Source organism: Stomatobaculum sp. F0698, from assembly GCF_030644385.1.
In the GTDB taxonomy this organism is placed as follows: Bacteria; Bacillota; Clostridia; order Lachnospirales; family Lachnospiraceae; genus Moryella.
Genome location: NZ_CP130060.1, coordinates 2,062,545 through 2,081,867, shown reverse-complemented (window position 1 = coordinate 2,081,867; position 19,323 = coordinate 2,062,545). Strand labels below are relative to the sequence as shown.

14 protein-coding genes, 2 tRNA genes and 2 rRNA genes are annotated in these 19,323 nt (G+C 50.4%); 10 read left to right on the top strand and 8 right to left on the bottom strand.

The genetic code is table 11. The annotated features are described in order from the left end of the window. Positions 1-577 precede the first annotated feature (577 nt). The 8 genes from rsmG to rpmH form a co-directional block, all read right to left on the bottom strand. Complete coding sequence (gene rsmG, locus QU660_RS09445; RefSeq protein WP_304947249.1) at positions 578-1,306, bottom strand: 16S rRNA (guanine(527)-N(7))-methyltransferase RsmG; 729 nt, start codon at positions 1,304-1,306, stop codon at positions 578-580. Positions 1,307-1,338: 32 nt separating this feature from the next. Further along, positions 1,339-3,249, bottom strand: a complete 1,911-nt coding sequence (gene mnmG / locus QU660_RS09440; protein WP_304946248.1) for a tRNA uridine-5-carboxymethylaminomethyl(34) synthesis enzyme MnmG — start codon at positions 3,247-3,249, stop codon at positions 1,339-1,341. Positions 3,250-3,256: 7 nt separating this feature from the next. Next, positions 3,257-4,633 carry a tRNA uridine-5-carboxymethylaminomethyl(34) synthesis GTPase MnmE gene (mnmE, locus tag QU660_RS09435; protein WP_304946247.1) on the bottom strand — a complete coding sequence of 459 codons (1,377 nt, stop codon included), beginning with the start codon at positions 4,631-4,633 and terminating at the stop codon, positions 3,257-3,259. Between the two features lie 69 nt (positions 4,634-4,702). Then, complete coding sequence (gene jag, locus QU660_RS09430; RefSeq protein ID WP_304946246.1) at positions 4,703-5,593, bottom strand: RNA-binding cell elongation regulator Jag/EloR; 891 nt, start codon at positions 5,591-5,593, stop codon at positions 4,703-4,705. After that, on the bottom strand, positions 5,583-6,908 hold the full coding sequence (locus tag QU660_RS09425; protein ID WP_304946245.1) for a YidC/Oxa1 family membrane protein insertase: 1,326 nt from the start codon (positions 6,906-6,908) through the stop codon (positions 5,583-5,585). The genes jag and QU660_RS09425 overlap by 11 nt, the downstream gene beginning before the upstream one ends. A 24-nt stretch (positions 6,909-6,932) precedes the next feature. Then, positions 6,933-7,145, bottom strand: coding sequence for a membrane protein insertion efficiency factor YidD (yidD, locus tag QU660_RS09420; protein WP_304947248.1), 213 nt, complete (start codon positions 7,143-7,145; stop codon positions 6,933-6,935). Continuing rightward, on the bottom strand, positions 7,145-7,489 hold the full coding sequence (gene rnpA / locus QU660_RS09915) for a ribonuclease P protein component (protein ID WP_443027768.1): 345 nt from the start codon (positions 7,487-7,489) through the stop codon (positions 7,145-7,147). Before rnpA ends, yidD begins: the two co-directional genes overlap by 1 nt. Positions 7,490-7,601: 112 nt before the next feature. Next, positions 7,602-7,745 (bottom strand): 50S ribosomal protein L34, encoded by a 144-nt coding sequence (rpmH, locus tag QU660_RS09415; RefSeq protein ID WP_040799566.1) that lies wholly within the window; start codon positions 7,743-7,745, stop codon positions 7,602-7,604. A gap of 660 nt (positions 7,746-8,405) precedes the next feature. Here rpmH and dnaA point away from each other — a divergent pair. The 10 genes from dnaA to QU660_RS09365 all read left to right on the top strand — a co-directional run bounded on the left by dnaA (position 8,406) and on the right by QU660_RS09365 (position 19,138). Further along, positions 8,406-9,806: a chromosomal replication initiator protein DnaA gene (gene dnaA / locus QU660_RS09410; RefSeq protein ID WP_304946244.1), complete on the top strand. Its 1,401-nt coding sequence runs from the start codon at positions 8,406-8,408 to the stop codon at positions 9,804-9,806. A 149-nt stretch (positions 9,807-9,955) separates the two neighbouring features. Then, complete coding sequence (gene dnaN, locus QU660_RS09405; RefSeq protein WP_304946243.1) at positions 9,956-11,065, top strand: DNA polymerase III subunit beta; 1,110 nt, start codon at positions 9,956-9,958, stop codon at positions 11,063-11,065. A gap of 19 nt (positions 11,066-11,084) precedes the next feature. Continuing rightward, positions 11,085-11,297 (top strand): RNA-binding S4 domain-containing protein, encoded by a 213-nt coding sequence (locus QU660_RS09400; protein WP_304946242.1) that lies wholly within the window; start codon positions 11,085-11,087, stop codon positions 11,295-11,297. Next, on the top strand, positions 11,272-12,387 hold the full coding sequence (gene recF, locus QU660_RS09395; RefSeq protein ID WP_304946241.1) for a DNA replication/repair protein RecF: 1,116 nt from the start codon (positions 11,272-11,274) through the stop codon (positions 12,385-12,387). The genes QU660_RS09400 and recF overlap by 26 nt, the downstream gene beginning before the upstream one ends. Further along, the gene (gyrB, locus tag QU660_RS09390; RefSeq protein ID WP_304946240.1) at positions 12,384-14,297 is read left to right on the top strand and encodes a DNA topoisomerase (ATP-hydrolyzing) subunit B; all 1,914 of its coding nucleotides are present in this window, start codon (positions 12,384-12,386) and stop codon (positions 14,295-14,297) included. The genes recF and gyrB overlap by 4 nt, the downstream gene beginning before the upstream one ends. Before the next feature lie 17 nt (positions 14,298-14,314). Beyond that, positions 14,315-16,834: a DNA gyrase subunit A gene (gene gyrA, locus QU660_RS09385; RefSeq protein WP_304946239.1), complete on the top strand. Its 2,520-nt coding sequence runs from the start codon at positions 14,315-14,317 to the stop codon at positions 16,832-16,834. 136 nt (positions 16,835-16,970) lie between these two features. Next, positions 16,971-17,060, top strand: a tRNA-Ser gene (locus QU660_RS09380). A gap of 289 nt (positions 17,061-17,349) precedes the next feature. Then, positions 17,350-18,880, top strand: a 16S ribosomal RNA gene (locus tag QU660_RS09375). Positions 18,881-18,941: 61 nt separating this feature from the next. Then, positions 18,942-19,059 (top strand): 5S ribosomal RNA (gene rrf / locus QU660_RS09370). A 6-nt stretch (positions 19,060-19,065) separates the two neighbouring features. Next, a tRNA-Ala gene (locus QU660_RS09365) sits at positions 19,066-19,138 on the top strand. Positions 19,139-19,323: the final 185 nt, after the last annotated feature.

The following is a 19,323-nucleotide window of genomic DNA, read 5'->3' as shown; positions in this document are numbered from 1 at the left end:
CGATCTGATTTCCGCTTTATGGGCTAAACGGGAGCCTGCGCTTCAGTCTGCTCTGCAGCTTTTTCAGATTTGCTTTCGGATTTGTTATCTGCACAATGCCTCATCCTGTGACAATCGGAGAATAGAAGAGCCGATAATTTTATTTTTCTTCATCTCCGTCACACAGTAGTGTTTGCTATATTTGATTTCACGTGAAACATAGTTAGGAGGCCGATGATCGAATACATCTGCGCAGATATACGATAGCGATTCCCCTCTACGTTTCACGTGAAACACTATATCGGAATGACCCCATCCGCTAATACAGACAAGGGTTTAACCTGCTTTCATTTTCGAAGGACAAATATCTCCAACCTGTCGAATCCGGCTTTTTCCGATGAACGGAAGCTCTCGACCATTTGCTCGGCTTTTCTTACACCGTTTTTTCATGTGAAACATACAATCGACACATGGTGTTTCACGTGAAACATATAAAAAAAAGAGCCTAGGCCGTGATTTCTACACAGCCTCGGCTTCTTCTCTGTTCCCGTTCCGAGTAAATTCCGACTCGGATTATTTCGATATCAACCGGTTCATTTTATTTCAGTACCAGCGGTGCCTTTGTCGGCATACCTGCTTTTCTCGGATAGATTCGCGCTGTCTCCTTAACTTTTCGAATGACAACCAAGCTTCGCTTGCCCGCATCGTCTGGCAGTGAGAAGGAAACCACTTGCTCCGTTATACCGCCTAATTTCTTGATTGCAAACTGCGCTTCGGCAAGCTCCTCCTCGATTTCTCCTGCTTTGTAGGCGAGCATCTGTCCCCCGACTTTGACAAAGGGGAGACAATACTCGGAGAGCACGGCCAGGCGGGCAACCGCACGCGAGCTGCAGTAGTCATAAGCTTCCCGCTGTCCTGTCTGTCGTGCCAGTTCCTCCGCGCGCGCATGAAGTGCCACCGTGTGATCCTGCAGGCCTAATTTTGCGATTTCATCTGTCAAATAAACAATCCTTTTATTAAGACTGTCCATTAAAGTGAGGTGCAAGTTCGGAAAGACAATTGCAAGCGGAATTCCCGGAAATCCTGCGCCGCTGCCCAAATCCAGAAGTCTTGTTCCGGTTCTCGGAAAATCGGGGAGCAGGCAGGCAGGGAGCAGGCTGTCAATATAGTGTTTCACGATAACTTCCCGCCGCTCTGTAATGCCGGTCAGATTCATCACCTGATTCTTCTCCAGCATATCCTCGTAAAACTGTGCGAACTGTGCAAACTGTCCGTCTGACAAAGACAGTTTTCCCGACTCGGGAAGGTTCTCCAGAGCTGTTCGCATATCACGGACAAACTCGTTCAACGCTTCAAGCGTCATATGCCTCCTCCTGTTCTATGTTTATTGGCCTCCAACCAGACCAGCAAAACCGAGATATCCGCAGGTGAGACACCGGAAATGCGGGAAGCCTGTCCTATGGATCTCGGTTTCAGCGCCTTTAGCTTTTGCACCGCTTCGAGGCGCAGACTTCCTACGGACTCATAGTCCAAATCTTCCGGCAGCAGTTTATGTTCCAAGCGTTTGAATTGTTTCACCTGCTGTTCCTGGCGACGAATATAACCCTCGTATTTCAATTCTATGTTCACCTGCTCGCACACAGAGTGCGGTAATTCCGGGCGTTCCGTGTCCAAGGGGGCAATCAACTCATAATTCAGTTCCGGCCGCTTAATAAGCTCCGCGAGAGAAATTCCGGTCTTCAGCGGTGTGGAATTTAATTTTTGAAGCAGCTCATTGTTCGCGGCACTCGCACCGATATGTGTTGCCATAAGACGTTTTCGCTCAGCTTCGATTCCGCTTCGCTTAAGCCTAAGTCTCTGTATCTTTTCTTCACCGACCAATCCCAGCTCGTACCCGCGTTCCGAGAGGCGAAGATCCGCATTGTCTTGGCGGAGCAGCAGGCGGTACTCCGAGCGGGAGGTCATCATGCGATAGGGTTCATGGCTCTCCTTGGTCACAAGGTCGTCGATCAGAACACCGATGTAGGCCTCCGAGCGGTCCAAAACAAAGGGTTCCTTCTTTTGAATCAGACGTGCGGCATTGATTCCGGCAACCAAACCCTGGGCCGCAGCCTCTTCGTAGCCCGAGCTTCCGTTGATTTGTCCGGCTGCAAAAAGAGCCGGAATTTCCTTGAACGCAAGACTCGCCGTCAACTGTCTCGCATCGATGCAATCGTATTCAATGGCATAGGCATTGCGTACGATGACCGCGTTTTCAAGACCGGGCGTCGCGTGTATTACCGCATACTGAACATCCTCGGGAAGAGAAGAGGACATACCGCCGAGATACATTTCATCGGTATAGAGGCCCTCCGGCTCAACAAAAATTTGATGTCCCTCTTTGTCCGGAAATTTCATCACCTTATCTTCAATCGAGGGGCAGTAACGGGGGCCGGTTCCTTGAATACTGCCGTTGTAAAGCGGCGAACGATCGATGTTCTCCTCAATCAGTCGCTTGACTTCACTGCCCGTATGCGTGAGCCAGCAGCTCACCTGTTCCCGCTGTACCGTGTCCGGATCGGTATCAAAGGAAAAGGGGACCACAGGGACATCTCCCTTTTGTTCCTGCATCTTGGAGTAATCAAGCGTTTTCCCGTCGACCCGCGCCGGCGTTCCGGTCTTAAAGCGGCGCATCTCAATGCCGAGTGAGAGAAGAGAAGCCGTTAATTTTGTGGCTGCCTTGAGCCCGTTCGGTCCTGTTTCTTCGCTGACTTCGCCGAAAACACAGCGCGCGTTGAGATAAACACCGGTTGCCAATACGACAGCCCCGGCATAGTAGTGGCTTCCCGAGACGGTTTTTACACCGATGCAGCGTCTTTTCCCCAGTTTATCCACAGCATCTTCGGTTAAAATTGTGGATATCTCTGCCTGCCGTATCGTAATCTGTGGGTTTCTCTCCAGTACACGGCGCATTTCCGCGATATAAGCCTGTTTATCCGCCTGCGCGCGCAGCGAATGAACCGCAGGTCCTTTTGACTCGTTGAGCATGCGCGACTGGATAAAGGTCTTATCAATCACATGTCCCATCTCACCGCCCAGCGCATCGAGTTCCCGGACCAAATGCCCCTTGGAAGTACCTCCGATGTTCGGATTACAGGGCATCAGGGCAATGGAGTCAACGCTGACGGTAAAGATAATTGTCTTCATCCCCAAACGCGCTGCCGCCAATGCCGCCTCGCAGCCCGCATGACCGGCTCCGACCACAATTACATCATATCTCTCTTCTATCATCACACACTTACTTTCCCGTGCAAAACTTTTCAAAAATGCGGTTGATGACATCGTCCTCAACGCTGTCTCCGGTAATGGTTCCGAGCGCGCGGTAGGCCGCGCTCAAATCAATCGAGAAGAAATCTTCCGGCATACCCGCAGCGACGGATGCCTGCACATTGCGAAGACTCTCGATGGCCTCTCTGAGCACCTCTTTGTGACGCGCATTGACGGAAAGTACCTCGTTCCTATTGTCAAAAACACCTTCAAAGAAGAGTTCCGTGACTGTCTCTTCCAAGGAGGCAAGTCCCTCCCCGGTTTTTGTCGAAAAACGCAGTATCTTTCCGGGACCGTATACGCTAAGCAACTCTCTCTCGTCGATACGCTGTCCCAGGTCGGCCTTGTTGAGAAGCAGAATGCTTCGCCGTTTGCCCGCATAGGAGAGGAGTTCCTTTTCTTCCTCGCTGAGCGGTTTGGAGCCGTCCAAAACAAGCAACAGCAGTTCTGCCGCTTCGGCAGCTTTTCTGGCACGTTCCACGCCGATTCTCTCGATTTGGTCTTCGCTCTCACGAATTCCCGCCGTATCGGAGAGCGTGAGTAAGAGTTTCCCGAGTCTTACCTGTTCTGTCAGAATATCCCGCGTGGTACCTGCAATATCCGTCACGATGGCCGCATCGTTCTGCGTGAGCAGGTTCATGAGCGACGATTTTCCGGCATTCGGCAAGCCGAGTATGACAGTCGGAATTCCCTCTCGAAAAAGGCGCCCGTCATCCGCGCTCTGAAGCAACTCTTCCAAAGAAGCGAGCATCGTCGCAATGCGTGCGGAAAGCAGCTCCGGGTATCCTTCCAAATCGTAGTTTTCCGGATCATCCAGAGCCGCCTCAATCCAAGCGATTTCATCCAGAATATCCGAGCGCAGTGCCCGCATTTTATCGGAGAGTCTTCCGTCCAGCTGGTTCATCGCTGCCTGCAGAGCATATTCATTTTTTGCGCCGATTAAATCCATGACAGCCTCTGCCTGCGCGAGATCGATTCTCCCGTTTAAAAAAGCGCGCTTTGAAAATTCTCCCGGCTCCGACGGACGGGCACCTGCACGGAGGACAGCATCCAAGACCCGTTGTAAGAGAAAAAGACCTCCGTGGCAATTGATTTCCACGCTGTCCTCTCCCGTAAAACTGTGCGGTGCGCGAAATACGCTCGCCAATACTTCATCCAACACTTCTCCGTTATCCCGCACATGACGATAATGCATGCTGTACCCCGGCGCTCCCGAAATCGGGCGATCCAACACCGCATCCGCAATTTCAAACGCTTTTTCACCGCTGATGCGAATAATACCGATTCCTCCTTCGCCGAGAGCAGTGGCAATGGCCGCAACGGTTTCTCGTTCCTCTCTCAAAACCATCCCTTTCCCTTCCAAGATAAGACAAATCAAAAAGCTGCCAGCATATGGTTTGCCGGCAGCTTTTCGCACTTATTTGATTGACCCCTCTTTTTTCTGCCTGTCTCCATCCTTCTGAAGCGTGATGACAACATGGCGCTGTTCACCCTCGCCCTCGGAATGTGTGGTCACATAGCGATCACGCTGCAAGGCGGCATGAATGATACGTCTCTCATTCGGCGTCATCGGATCCAGCGCGTAGGGCTTACCGCTCTGCTTGACACGGCGCGCTGCATTTCTGGCAAAAGCCCTCAACTTATTTTCCTGCTTTTCCCGATAGGAACCGATGTCCAGCTTAATGCGGAGAAACGGCTCCTGTTTTTTGTTGACAACATGACTCACCAGATACTGCAACGCATCCAGAGTCTGACCGCGCTTTCCGATCAAAGCTCCCAGGTTCTCACCCTTCACGTGAAAAATAACGGTTTTTTCCTGCGCTCTGATCTGCGTATCGATTTCCGCCTCAAGCTTTAGCGTTTCAAAGAGTTCTTGCAGGAAGGCGATGCCGGCCTTTTTTCCGTTTTCCAAGGATGTTGGGATGGTCGCATCCTGCACTTTCTTTTCCGGCCTTGCTGCCGCAAGCGTTTTGTTTGTCGTCTGCAGCGGCTTTTCTTCGCTTTCCTGCGGCTTTGCAGGCTCAATTTCGGGAACCGGTGTTACAATGACCGGCTCAGCGGGAGCTGCCTCTTCACAGACTTCCGCGCAATTTTCCGCCTGATCCGGCAGCTTTTCTTCCTGCTGCTCGGCTGTCTTAATGACTGCGTGAAGTTTCCAGGGCTTACTTCCGATAAAACCGAGCAAACCGCTGCTTCCCTGTTCCACAACAGAGACTTCTAAGCGATCGCTTGTCGTCTCGAGCTCCAGAAGAGCCTTGGTGAGTGCCTCATCATAGGTCTTTCCTGTCACAGTGACTTCAGTCTTCATTGTCCTTCTCTCCGCCTGCAAGATCGACGTTTTTACCTTTGTTTTTGCGTTTGTTTGCAACGCGCTCATCGTACATCGCAACCATATTTGCCTTGGAAGCAAGCGACCCCGGCTTGGCATTCTTCTGATAGTATGCCGTCGAATCTTCGACTTGCTTTATCGTTCTCTCGGTGCGCTGACGCTGACGCTCTTCTTCGTTCTTCTCCGCTTCCTCTTGGCGCTTAACTTCGCGAAGCAGACGATCCGAGTTGCTCTTTACGAGAGCCGGATTCTTTCCCTCGCGTATCGCCTTCTCGTTTGCCTTTTCCGTATTCTTTCTTACAATCTCATCGACATCCATCTTGCTGAGCTGCGCGTTGATCACGAGCTGCTGAAGCATACGGCAAAGTCCGCTGGCAACCCAGTAAATACCGATACCTGCCGGAAGGGTGAAGCAGAAGAAGAGCGACATGACGGGCATCATCGTGTTCATACTCTGCATCTGCTGCGCCATCATATTGTCTTCATCGACCTTGGCCTTATTGTTCTTCGTGCCGGCGGTCATGAGTTTTGCGGAGTACCACTGTATACCCGCAGAAAGGAAGGGAATAATCCATGCGAGATTCGGACTGTTAATGCCCTGGAACGGCGGTGTCGCAAGATTGACGCCGAGGAAGTAGTTCATCTTCGCAATCTCTGCGGAACCTGCGGAAATAACCGATGCCAGTGCCGGATAAGCCTGCTCAAGGCTATTCCACTGCGCAGGAGTAAACTTATAGAGGAAATCGATGACATTCTGTACCGCAGAGGTATCCGTCAGCACCGGTTTTACCTTCGGTGCGATTTCGCTCAACGTGCTCACAAAATTTCCCTGCTGCATGACCGGCGTTGCAATGCTCTCAAATACCCGGTAAACGGAAGGGACATAGCCCGGAATCTTATAGATAACCTGGTAGAGACCGAAGAGTATCGGCATCTGAATCAGTAGGAAGAGGCAGCTGCCGCTCATGCTCGTTCCGTACTTTTGATAGACTGCGCGCGTCTCTGCCTGCATGCGCGCCATCGAAACCTGATCTGTCTTTCCCTTATACTTTTTCTGAACTGCCTGCAGTTCCGGCTGCATAACACTCATCAACTTCGAGGACTTCTGCTGTGAAACCGTAAGAGGCCACATTAAAAGGTTCGTGATGACGGTAAAGAGAATAATGCTGAGTCCTATGTTCGTAATGCCGAACTGACTCGTGAAGCGGAACAGTGCGTCCATGATCATTCCAAGGACGTAAGCGACCTGACCGATAATCGGCGCGGATGACTTTGTCAAAAAAATAAGCTCCAAGGCTTGCCTCCTATTACTTCAATTTTACGGAACCGGGTCATATCCGCCCTTTGAAAAGGGATTACAACGCAAAATACGGAAGAGTGCCATTTTTCCGCCCTTCCATGCACCGTACTTTTCAATTGCCTCCAGCGCATACTGCGAGCAGGTCGGATAAAACCTGCAATGACAGCGCCACTTATAGGGAGAGAGTGCTCTTCGATAAAATCGAATCAAGCAGAGCATAATTTGTTTTATCATTTTTGCTCCTCTAATATACCCTGCGCCCGACAAAGCTTCAAAAAAGAAGCTTCAATGGCATGGTATCCCTGCATTGCGCCATCCTTTCGCACAACAAAAACCAAATCACAGGATACGGAAAGTGCACTGCGATGCAGACGAAAAGCCTCTCGCAGCAGCCTTGTCACACGATGTCGAACGACACTGTTTCCGATTTTTTTTGACGCGCTGATACCGATACGCGGTTCTCCTGCGGTACGCGGACGAACATAGAGAACCAGATTACGGTCCGCTCTGGTTCTGCCTTCCTCATAAATTTTCCGAAACTCACAGTTATCCTTGATCGACGGAAAGCGTCTCATTCTTTCTCAATCCTTTGCATTCGTATGTTTCCCGGCCTTCGGACAAAGCGAAAAAGAAAGGGGTCGTCGTCAGACAACCCCATTGTTCTTCGACGCGAATGCCGATCAAATTTTAAACTGTCAGTCTCGCTCTGCCCTTTGCTCTTCTGGCAGCCAGAACTTTTCTTCCGCCCTTCGTCGCCATGCGCGCACGGAAACCGTGTACACGAAACTTCTGCGCATTATGAGGCTGGAATGTCATTGTACCCTTTCTCATTGTCAGAACACCTCCTCACTTCCTAGCATTTTCCCAACTGACTTTGATCTCACAGCTCCTATAGGAAGCAGCTTCCGGAGATATCACGCAAACATGGGAATATTCCTGCTTATTATACGGAACTGTGCCTTTTTCGTCAAGAACTTTCAAGCTCGCATTTTAAGCATATTCGCAGATAAAATAAGCGCTTCTGTAGCTTACAAAATATTGAATTTGGATTTCAACAATTTGTACCGTCATTCTGTGGATAAATTTTAACCCCTCTCATACTTATCCAGATTTTCAACAACTTTTTGTGGATAACTCATTGTATACAAAAACCAAGCATGGTTTTTCAACTTTACATAATGTTATTCACATTTTGTGAGTAACTCGTTGATAACTTCTTCTTTTCACACCGCTTTTTCCTCCCTTCGGCTCTTTATGCCGTGTTTTAAGCTGTGGAAATGCGAATAACAACAGGCAAATCTCATCCACAGCTGTGACTTCACAATTACGGTTAACCCGAATTTACACCGTTATCCGCACACAATCACAAGCTTCCCACGCTGTTCCCACAGACTTATCCACAAGGCCGTTTTTGATTTCATTGAGATTGTCCTCTCTTTTTGCTATACTGAGATCGACTTATCCCAAAACGCGGCAAAGGAGTCTTTCATTATGGAGCAAAACGCAGCGTTCCAAACCATCGCGGATCATTGGACGGAAATACAGGATTACGTAAAAAACAAAAAAGTTACGACAGAGTTATCCTATGAGATGTGGATTGCTCCGTTGAAGCCCCACCATCTGACGCTTGACGAAGACGGAAGGGCTCTCTTTTACGTTGAAGTCACGGGAAAAGAAAACAGTGCCCCGAATTCCGGCTTCCAGGCCTTCATGTCGACGCATTACACACAAGTCATCGAGACCGCCATCGATCAAATTACCGGAATTCCCTGCACACTTATGTTTTACGGCGGAGAAAGCGAAACGCCCGTTTCGAATCAGCCGCATATATCGCCTGTAGGTCTGACTCCGTTTTCCACGGTAAAACTGGATCCGCGCTATACCTTCGATACCTTTGTCGTCGGTAAAAACAATAATCTCGCGCATGCCGCTTCCCTTGCGGTTGCCGAAAATCCCGGAGGCATCTATAACCCTCTCTTTATCTACGGCGGCGTGGGACTCGGAAAAACGCATTTGATGCAGTCCATCGCACATTTTGTACTACAGCATAATCCGAGTGCCAAGGTACAGTATGTGACCAGTGAATCCTTTACCAACGAACTCATTGAGGCCATCCGGAGCAAAAATAACTACACGACGACCGAATTCCGTGAAAAGTACCGCCACATCGATGTTCTCTTGATTGACGATATTCAATTTATAATAGGAAAGGACAGAACTCAGGAGGAGTTCTTCCACACCTTCAATGCCCTGCACGGCGCTAAAAAGCATATCATTATATCTTCAGATAAACCGCCGAGAGAACTCGTGACCTTGGAAGATCGTCTGCGCTCCCGCTTCGAGTGGGGCTTGACCGTGGACATCCAGCCGCCGGACTATGAGACGCGCATGGCGATTTTGAGAAAGCGCGAGGAACTGGACCACATCAACGTCGACAACGACGTCATCCAATACATTGCCTCGAATGTGCGCAGCAATATCCGAGAGCTCGAAGGATCTCTGACAAAGATTGTCGCCTTCGGCAAGCTGAACCACATGGAAGTCAATTTGGAGCTCGCACAAAAGGTACTCCGGGATATCATAGATCCCAATGTTCATCAAGAAATCACGCCGCAGTTCATTATTCAGATTGTCGCGGAACACTACGGATTTTCCGAAGCGGATCTCATCGGAAACAAGCGAACCCGAGAACTTGCGACCGCAAGACAGATCGGCATGTATCTCTGCCGCGAGATGACCGATGCGGCTCTGCAGCAAATCGGTGCAAGCTTCGGCGGTAAGGATCACACCACGGTGCTCTATGCAATTCGAAAGATATCCTCAGATATCACGGACAATAAGGATCTCGCCGGTACCGTGGACGTCCTGAAGAAGAAGATTTCTGCACAGTAATTCACAGCGGAATGTACCCGAAAAGCGGGCTATCCACCCTCTTGTTCAAGCGGAAAAAGCTTACGGGAAGCGGCTTTACGGTGGATGCTCACATACTCACAGCCCCTATTATTATGATTACGGGATAAAATGAAAGAGAGGACGGCTCTATGAAGCTCGCGTTCAACAAAGAAAAACTCACAGCCGCTTTGGGAATTGTTTCCAGAGCAATTCCGACCCGAACGACAAACCCCATTTTAAGTTGCATCTTATTTGACGCGTCGGAAGACAAGGTGACCCTGATTGCCAATGACTCCGAATTCGGAATTTCGACCGAAGTAGAGGGCATCATCCGGGAAAAGGGAAAGGTAGCGCTCGATGCCAGACTGGTCGGTGATATCATTCGTAAACTGGAAGGCGGAGATGAACTCGTAAACATTGAGACGGAAGCGAATTTCACGACGAAGATTTCTTGCAGCGATGTCCTCTTTACAATTCCGGGCAGAGACGGCGAAGAGTTTTCTTATCTCCCGCAGATAGAGCGGGAACATAGCCTGCGCCTCAGTCAGTTCACACTCAAGGAAGTCATTCGTAAAACCATCTTTGCCGCGGCCTTGAACGACAGCAATAAGATGATGGGCGGTGAGTTTGTCAATATCAAGGGACGAGTCGCAACTTTTGTGGCGCTCGACGGCCACCGTGTCGCGGTGAGAAATATGACCCTCCGTGAGGGCGAGGAAGATTTTCACGCAATCATCCCCGGTAAGACCATGAATGAAATCAGCAAAATCATGGAGGATGACAACGAAAAAGAGGTAGAGCTCTTCTTTTCGAAGAACCATGTGCTCTTTTCCTTTGACGGGACCCTGGTGCTTTCGCGTTTGATTGACGGCGAGTACTTCAAGATTGAGCATATGCTCTCGAAAGACTATGTGACCAGAGTCGAAATCAATCGTGTGAAGTTCCTCGGCAACATTGATCGCGCAACCATCCTGATCAAGGAGAGCGATCATAAGCCTATCGTTCTGGATATCCGGGATGGGAAGCTTCAGCTGAAGGTGAAGTCCTCCTACGGATCGATGGACGGTGAAGTGCCCTGTGAAAAGAGCGGAAACGATCTGCTGATTGCCTTCAATCCGAAATTTCTGATGGACGCGCTCCGCGCCATCGATGACGAGACCGTGACCCTCTACTTCACCAACGCAAAATCTCCCTGTTTCCTCAGGGATGAGCATGACAGCTTTGTCTATTTGATTTTGCCGGTCAATTTTGTCGCCTAAGGCGAAGAAGGAAGAAGACGTGAAGGAAGTAAAAATCAAAGACGCTTTTATTAAACTGGATCAGGCACTGAAACTCTCGGGGGCCTGCGATCTGGGTTCCGATGCGAAGTATGCAATTCAGGGCGGAGAGGTCTCCGTAAACGGAGAAGTCGAAGAACGCCGCGGCCGTAAGTTGCATCCGGGAGATTGCTTCTCCTTTGACGGGCATGATTATCGAATCGTTGGAGCTTGAGAATTTCAGAAATTACCGAAACGGAAAGTTCATCTTTTCGCCGGGGAGTAATTTGCTCTACGGGGACAACGCGCAGGGAAAGACCAATCTCTTGGAGGCGCTCTACTACTGTGCCGGTGCAAAATCTCAGCGCGCCGGCAAGGACCGGGAAATGATACGCTTCGGAGAGAACGAGGCGCACATTAAACTCTTGGTTCGGAGCAGAGATATTCCGCGGCGCATTGACATTCATCTCAGAAAAAACGGCAGTAAGGGAATTGCGGTGGACGGAATTCCGCTTCGTCGTGCCAGTGAGCTCTTCGGTACGGTGAAAATGGTAGTTTTTTCTCCGGAAGATCTGAACTTGATTAAGAGCGGTCCCGCGGAGCGGCGTCGTTTTCTGGACATGGAATTATGTCAACTTAATCGACGCTATGTCAAAGAACTGCTGAACTATAATCGCGCCTTGTTGCAGCGAAACAAGCTCTTAAAAGAGCTCTCCTTCCGTTCGGAATTGATGGAAACCCTGGATCTCTGGGATGAACAGTTGGTCGCAGCCGGAATTGCGCTGATGCAGAGTCGTGCGGTTTTTCTGGAACAGTTGAATGAAATCTGTGTGGAAAAATACGCTTCTCTCACGGGACAAAAGGAGGCGCTTCGTCTCTGCTATGAGCCCAATATCACGGAAGAGCGCTACGCGGCGTCGCTGCAACGGAGCCGTGAATTCGATCTTCGGCAAAAAGCGACTTCGGTCGGACCGCATCGCGATGACATTGCGTTCTATTTGCGTCAAGGACAGGGCGAGGAAATGGATCTCCGAAAATTCGGTTCCCAAGGGCAACAGAGATCTGCGGCGCTTGCTGTGAAACTGTCGGAGTTTGCGCTCATGCAGAGAGAGAGCGGTGAAAATCCGGTTTTTTTACTGGATGATGTGCTCTCGGAGCTTGATACGGACAGGCAAAAGCAACTCTTAAAGAGCATACGGGAAGTACAAACCGTGCTTACAAGCACCGGTATGGATAACTTGTTGCAGGATGGTTTTCAGATTTCCAAAAAATTTTTGGTAAAGATGGGAACGGTAACAGAGGTTACGGAGGAGGAAAGTGCATGAGTGAAGAATACAACGCAGACCAAATACAGGTTCTGGAAGGTCTGGAAGCAGTTCGGAAGAGACCGGGCATGTACATCGGTTCGACCTCTTCGCGGGGACTGCATCATCTCGTGTACGAAATTGTGGATAATTCCGTCGATGAGGCATTGGCAGGTTACTGCAGCGAGATTGAAGTGACGGTACATCGCGACAATTCCGTGACAGTCAAGGACAACGGAAGAGGAATTCCCGTCGATATTCAAAAGAAACTGGGAATTCCGGCAATCGAAGTGGTGTTTACGGTTTTGCATGCGGGCGGAAAGTTCGGCGGCGGCGGATATAAAGTATCCGGCGGTCTTCACGGTGTCGGTGCGTCCGTGGTGAATGCGCTCTCTGTCCGGCTCAAGGTTCAGGTCTACCGGAACGGAAAATGCTATGAAGAGGAGTTTGCGCGCGGAAAAACAACGGTTCCCCTGCATGTGGTGCGTGAAGTCAGTCCGGATTTACACGGTACGGTCGTTCACTTTATGCCGGATTCCGAGATTTTCGAGACCACGGTTTATGACTATGAGACGCTGCGTGTACGCCTCAGAGAGACAGCTTTTCTGACCAAAAATCTGAAAATCACTCTGACGGATGAACGTGAAGAGGGAAAGAGCGAGAGCTTTCACTTCGAGGGCGGAATACGTGAATTTGTGCAGTATTTAAATCGCGGTAAAAATGTGCTCTACGATCAGGTCATTTCCTGTGAAGAAAAGCGGGAAGGCGTAATGGTCGAGGTAGCTATGCAACATAACGATAGCTACAATGAAAATATATTCACATTCGTGAATAACATAAACACACCGGAGGGCGGAACTCACCTGACCGGCTTTAAGAATGCGATCACAAAGACCTTTAACGACTATGCGCGGACCAGAAAGTTACTCAAAGAGAGCGATGAAAATTTGACCGGTGAGGATCTGCGAGAGGGACTCACGGCCATTGTTTCCGTCAAAGTTGAAAATCCGCAGTTTGAGGGTCAGACCAAGCAAAAGCTCGGGAACTCCGAGGTCACCGGTGCGGTGAGTTCTGTGCTGAGTGAGCAGCTCACTTATTTTTTGGAGCAGAATCCGGCGATTGCAAAGCAAATTTGCGACAAGGCCATACTCGCGCAGCATGCGCGGGCGGCAGCGAGAAAGGCACGCGACTTAACGCGCAGAAAATCCGCATTGGACGGCATGGCGCTGCCCGGAAAGTTGGCGGATTGCTCGAGTAAGGATCCGGAGGAATGCGAAATTTTCATTGTCGAGGGAGATTCGGCAGGCGGTTCGGCGAAGACCGCACGCGATCGAAAGACCCAGGCTATTCTGCCTCTCCGCGGTAAAATCCTGAATGTAGAGAAGGCGAGAATGGATCGCGTCTACGGAAATGCGGAAATTAAGGCGATGATTACCGCTTTCGGCGCCGGAATCCATGAGGATTTCGATATCTCCAAACTGCGCTATCACAAAATCATCATCATGACGGATGCCGATGTGGACGGTGCGCACATTGCGACCCTGATGCTCACCTTCATCTACCGCTATATGCCGCAACTCATTCAGGAGGGCTATGTGTATCTCGCACAGCCGCCGCTTTATAAGCTGGAGAAAAATAAGCGCATCTGGTACGCATACTCCGACGAGGAGTTGAATCGAATTTTGCAGGAAGTCGGTAGAGACGATAGCAACAAGATTCAGCGCTACAAGGGACTCGGCGAGATGGATGCGGAGCAGCTTTGGGAGACTACAATGGATCCGGAGCGGCGCGTGTTGCTTCGTGTGAGTATGGATGAAGATGCCCGCTCGGAACTGGAACTCACCTTCACGACCTTAATGGGAGATCAGGTGGAACCGCGCCGGGAATTCATCGAAAACAATGCGAAGTACGTGACAAATCTTGATATTTGACGAAACGGGGGCTATGGATGGAACCGAATGTATTTGATCAGATCAAAGAAGTTGATCTGAAAAAAACAATGGAGAAGTCGTATATCGACTATGCGATGTCCGTCATTGCGGCGCGCGCGTTGCCGGATGTGCGAGACGGCTTAAAGCCGGTGCAGCGTCGCATCCTGTTCTCCATGTTTGAATTGAACAATGGACCGGACAAAGCCCACAGAAAATGCGCGCGTATTGTCGGTGACACCATGGGTAAGTATCACCCGCACGGTGACTCGTCGATTTACGGGGCACTCGTCAATATGGCCCAGGAATGGGCCATGCGAAATTGCCTGGTCGACGGACACGGAAACTTCGGTTCCATAGACGGCGACGGCGCTGCGGCGATGCGTTACACGGAGGCGCGCCTCTCCAAGATTGCGATGGAGATGATTGCGGACATCAATAAGGACACGGTGGATTTTGTTCCGAACTTTGATGAGACCGAACAGGAACCTGTGGTCTTGCCGAGCCGCTATCCGAATTTACTAATCAACGGTGCCCAGGGCATTGCGGTCGGTATGGCGACCAATATTCCGCCGCACAATTTGCGGGAAGTGGTGTCTGCGGTCGATTGTCTTATCGAGAATAAGATTGCGGACCGGGAGACAACACTGGATGAAGTCATCTCTCTCGTCAAGGGACCGGACTTTCCGACCGGAGCCACCATACTCGGAAAGAGCGGTGTACTGGAGGCCTATCGGACCGGAAGAGGAAAAATTCGTGTTCGCGCCGTGACCAATATTGAGCCGATGCAGAACGGAAAGCATCGCATCGTGGTGACGGAGCTCCCCTATCTGGTCAATAAGGCGAGACTCATAGAGAAGATTGCGGATTTGGTGCGCGATAAGCGTGTGGACGGAATTACGGATCTTCGGGATGAGTCAAACCGAGAGGGCATGCGCATTGTCATTGAGCTCAGAAAAGACGTCAATCCGCAGATTGTGTTGAACCGGCTCTTAAAGCACACCCAGCTTGAGGATACCTTCGGTGTCATTATGCTCGCGCTGGTCAACAACGAGCCCAGAGTTCTGAATCTCTTGCAAATGCTGGAGCACTACCTTGAGCACCAGAAGGATGTGGTGACGCGGAGAACCAAGTATGACTTAAACCGCGCGGAAGAGAGAGCGCACATCTTAAAGGGTCTCCTGATAGCACTCGATCACATCGACGAAGTGATACGTATCATACGTGAGAGCCGCAGCGTGGCACTTGCAAAACAGAGCTTAATGGAGCGTTTTGCACTCACCGATGTTCAGGCCCAGGCCATTGTGGACATGCGTCTTCGCGCTCTGACCGGTTTGGAGAGAGAAAAGCTCGAGGCCGAGTATCAGGAACTTGAGCGGAAAATAGCTTACTTTAAGAGCATACTCGAGGATGAAAAGAAGTTGCTCGCCGTCATCAAAGAAGAGATGGATCTGGTCGCGGAAAAGTACGGGGACGACAGAAGAACCGGCTTCGGCATCAGCGATGAGATGGAGGCAGAGGACTTGATCCCGGATGAAGTTGTTGTTGTCGCAATGACAAACCGCGGCTACATCAAACGCATGAATCCGGATTTCTTCCGAAATCAGGCGCGCGGCGGCAAGGGAATACGCGGAATGCAGACCATAGAAGACGATTTCATCATCGATCTTCTGATGACCACGACGCACCGTCCGATTGATTTCTTCACCAACAAGGGAAGATTGTATCGACTCAAGGTGTATCAGATTCCGGATGCGAGCCGAACGGCGCGCGGTACGGCAATCGTAAATCTCCTGCAGTTGCAGCCGGATGAAAAAGTCACGGCTATGATTTCCTATCGGAAGAAGAGCGAGACCAAGTACCTCTTTATGGCGACCAAACAGGGCATGGTCAAGAAAACCGAGCTCAGCGCCTATATGAATGTTCGGAGTAACGGACTTGCGGCAATCGCGCTCCGCGAGGAGGATGAACTCATCGGTGTCAAGGCGAGCCGCGGTACGGAAGATGTACTCCTGGTGACACAAAACGGACAGAGTATACTCTTCTCCGAGGAGACAGTCCGTGTCACAGGAAGAAATTCCTACGGTGTCAAGGGCATTGCACTCCGCGAGGGCGATGCGGTCGTCGCAATGCAGTTTACGGCGCAGGGCGAAGAACTTTTGACAGTCACGGCCTACGGTATGGGTAAGCGGACGGAACTCACGGAGTTCCACGCCCAGAACCGCGGCGGCTACGGTAACCTCTGCCATAAACTGACGGATAAGACGGGACTCCTGATCGGTGCGAAGCTGGTTCGGGAAGATCAGGAGATGCTGCTGATTACGAATACCGGTGTCATGATACGGATTTCGGTCGGTGATATTTCCAAGTACGGACGTCTTGCGTCCGGTGTGAAACTCATGAACATTGAGCGGGACGGTGAAGAAGAAATCAGAATCGCCGGAATCGCAATGGTAAAAGAGAGCATGAGTGCCGTACAGGAGAATGAGGGCGACGCGGAATCCGGCGAGGACAGTGAAGATATAGAAAGCAACAAATAAGAAACAACAAGATATTGAAGAACAAAACAAATTGCTGCGCCCGGGAAATAAAGCCTGAAAAAGATTCGAAAAAATGGCTTTTATCCGTTGACAGATGGTAAAAACATCCGTTATAATGGCGTAGCAATTCGTTTCTGGAGAAATACTCAAGAGGCCGAAGAGGCCCCCCTGCTAAGGGGGTAGGTCGGGTAATACCGGCGCGAGGGTTCAAATCCCTCTTTCTCCGCTCGAATTTCCGAATGAAAATGCTTTTAAAAAAGTGTTGACAGAGGAAATTCAAAGTGATAAAGTAAGGGAGTTGCGCCTGAAAAGGCCGACAACCTACAGAACCTTGAAAATCAAAGATCAGACAGTACAAACAACCCTGAAATCTCTGTGAAAACAGAGGGCTTGCGGACATTTTTCAAATGTGTTCGTGAGCTTCCAAAAGAATTTCAAAAAAGAACCAAACCAAGTAATAACGGGTAAAATAACTGAGAAAGACCAACGTTATTTTGACCGGAACGAACAAACTTTAAATTGAGAGTTCGATCCTGGCTCAGGATGAACGCTGGCGGCGTGCTTAACACATGCAAGTCGAACGAGAAATGGAGATGGAAACCTTCGGGCGGAAGCCTTCATTTCGAGTGGCGGACGGGTGAGTAACGCGTGGGTAACCTGCCTCATACAGGGGGATAACAGTTGGAAACGACTGTTAATACCGCATAAGACCACAGCACCGCATGGTGCGGGGGTAAAAACTCCGGTGGTATGAGATGGACCCGCGTTCGATTAGCCAGTTGGCGGGGTAACGGCCCACCAAAGCGACGATCGATAGCCGATCTGAGAGGATGACCGGCCACATTGGGACTGAGACACGGCCCAAACTCCTACGGGAGGCAGCAGTGGGGAATATTGCACAATGGGGGAAACCCTGATGCAGCGACGCCGCGTGAGTGAAGAAGTACTTCGGTATGTAAAGCTCTATCAGCAGGGAAGAAAATGACGGTACCTGAGTAAGAAGCCCCGGCTAACTACGTGCCAGCAGCCGCGGTAATACGTAGGGGGCAAGCGTTATCCGGATTTACTGGGTGTAAAGGGAGCGCAGACGGTTGCGCAAGTCTGAAGTGAAATCCCGAGGCTTAACCACGGGACTGCTTTGGAAACTGTGCGACTTGAGTATCGGAGGGGCAGGCGGAATTCCTAGTGTAGCGGTGAAATGCGTAGATATTAGGAAGAACACCGGTGGCGAAGGCGGCCTGCTGGACGAAAACTGACGTTGAGGCTCGAAGGCGTGGGGAGCAAACAGGATTAGATACCCTGGTAGTCCACGCGGTAAACGATGAATACTAGGTGTTGGTGCCCCAAGGGCATCGGTGCCGTCGCAAACGCAATAAGTATTCCACCTGGGGAGTACGTTCGCAAGAATGAAACTCAAAGGAATTGACGGGGACCCGCACAAGCAGTGGAGCATGTGGTTTAATTCGAAGCAACGCGAAGAACCTTACCAAATCTTGACATCCTTCTGACCGCACCGTAATGGGTGCTTTCCTTCGGGACAGGAGTGACAGGTGGTGCATGGTTGTCGTCAGCTCGTGTCGTGAGATGTTGGGTTAAGTCCCGCAACGAGCGCAACCCCTATTGCCGGTAGCCAGCAGGTAAAGCTGGGCACTCCGGCGAGACTGCCCGGGATAACCGGGAGGAAGGCGGGGATGACGTCAAATCATCATGCCCCTTATGATTTGGGCAACACACGTGCTACAATGGCGTTAACAAAGAGAAGCGAGAACGCGAGTTTAAGCAAAGCTCAAAAATAACGTCTCAGTTCGGACTGCAGTCTGCAACTCGACTGCACGAAGCCGGAATTGCTAGTAATCGCGAATCAGCATGTCGCGGTGAATACGTTCCCGGGTCTTGTACACACCGCCCGTCACACCATGGGAGTCAGCAACGCCCGAAGTCAGTGACCCAACCGCAAGGAGGGAGCTGCCGAAGGCGGGGCGGATAACTGGGGTGAAGTCGTAACAAGGTAGCCGTATCGGAAGGTGCGGCTGGATCACCTCCTTTCTAAGGAAGAAGTAAGGGTTGTTTGTGCTGTCTGGTTTTTGATCAAAGGTTCAACCGGATTTCCGGTGTCGATGCGTCTTCTTGAAACACCCGTTCCCATCCCGAACACGACGGTTAAGAGGAAGACGGCCGAAGGTACTATGCTGGTAACGGCATGGGAGAATAGGCGGGCGCCGGATTATTATGGGGGTGTAGCTCAGTTGGGAGAGCACCTGCCTTGCAAGCAGGGGGTCAAGAGTTCGAATCTCTCCATCTCCATTTTGCACCTTGAAAATCGCATACAGAATGAATATTCAATTAAGAATATCTAGACATCCGAGGTGATACGACGAAAGTCGTATCCGATAGATGTGACGAGAGTCGCGTCTATAATGTAAATAATACGTAACTCTGTGAGAGCAGAGTTGACCAACCCGCATGTTCTTACGCTAGAGAACATGTAA

What these genes read in the sequence shown, in the direction of transcription:
- rsmG (WP_304947249.1), bottom strand. Translation starts at nt 1,306, where the DNA reads ATGCGAACAGCTCTGGAGAACCTTCCCGAGTCGGGAAAACTGTCTTTG.
- mnmG (WP_304946248.1), bottom strand. Translation starts at nt 3,249, where the DNA reads ATGATAGAAGAGAGATATGATGTAATTGTGGTCGGAGCCGGTCATGCG.
- mnmE (WP_304946247.1), bottom strand. Translation starts at nt 4,633, where the DNA reads ATGGTTTTGAGAGAGGAACGAGAAACCGTTGCGGCCATTGCCACTGCT.
- jag (WP_304946246.1), bottom strand. Translation starts at nt 5,593, where the DNA reads ATGAAGACTGAAGTCACTGTGACAGGAAAGACCTATGATGAGGCACTC.
- rnpA (WP_443027768.1), bottom strand. Translation starts at nt 7,489, where the DNA reads ATGAGACGCTTTCCGTCGATCAAGGATAACTGTGAGTTTCGGAAAATT.
- rpmH (WP_040799566.1), bottom strand. Translation starts at nt 7,745, where the DNA reads ATGAGAAAGGGTACAATGACATTCCAGCCTCATAATGCGCAGAAGTTT.
- dnaA (WP_304946244.1), top strand. Translation starts at nt 8,406, where the DNA reads ATGGAGCAAAACGCAGCGTTCCAAACCATCGCGGATCATTGGACGGAA.
- dnaN (WP_304946243.1), top strand. Translation starts at nt 9,956, where the DNA reads ATGAAGCTCGCGTTCAACAAAGAAAAACTCACAGCCGCTTTGGGAATT.
- recF (WP_304946241.1), top strand. Translation starts at nt 11,272, where the DNA reads ATGATTATCGAATCGTTGGAGCTTGAGAATTTCAGAAATTACCGAAAC.
- gyrB (WP_304946240.1), top strand. Translation starts at nt 12,384, where the DNA reads ATGAGTGAAGAATACAACGCAGACCAAATACAGGTTCTGGAAGGTCTG.
- gyrA (WP_304946239.1), top strand. Translation starts at nt 14,315, where the DNA reads ATGGAACCGAATGTATTTGATCAGATCAAAGAAGTTGATCTGAAAAAA.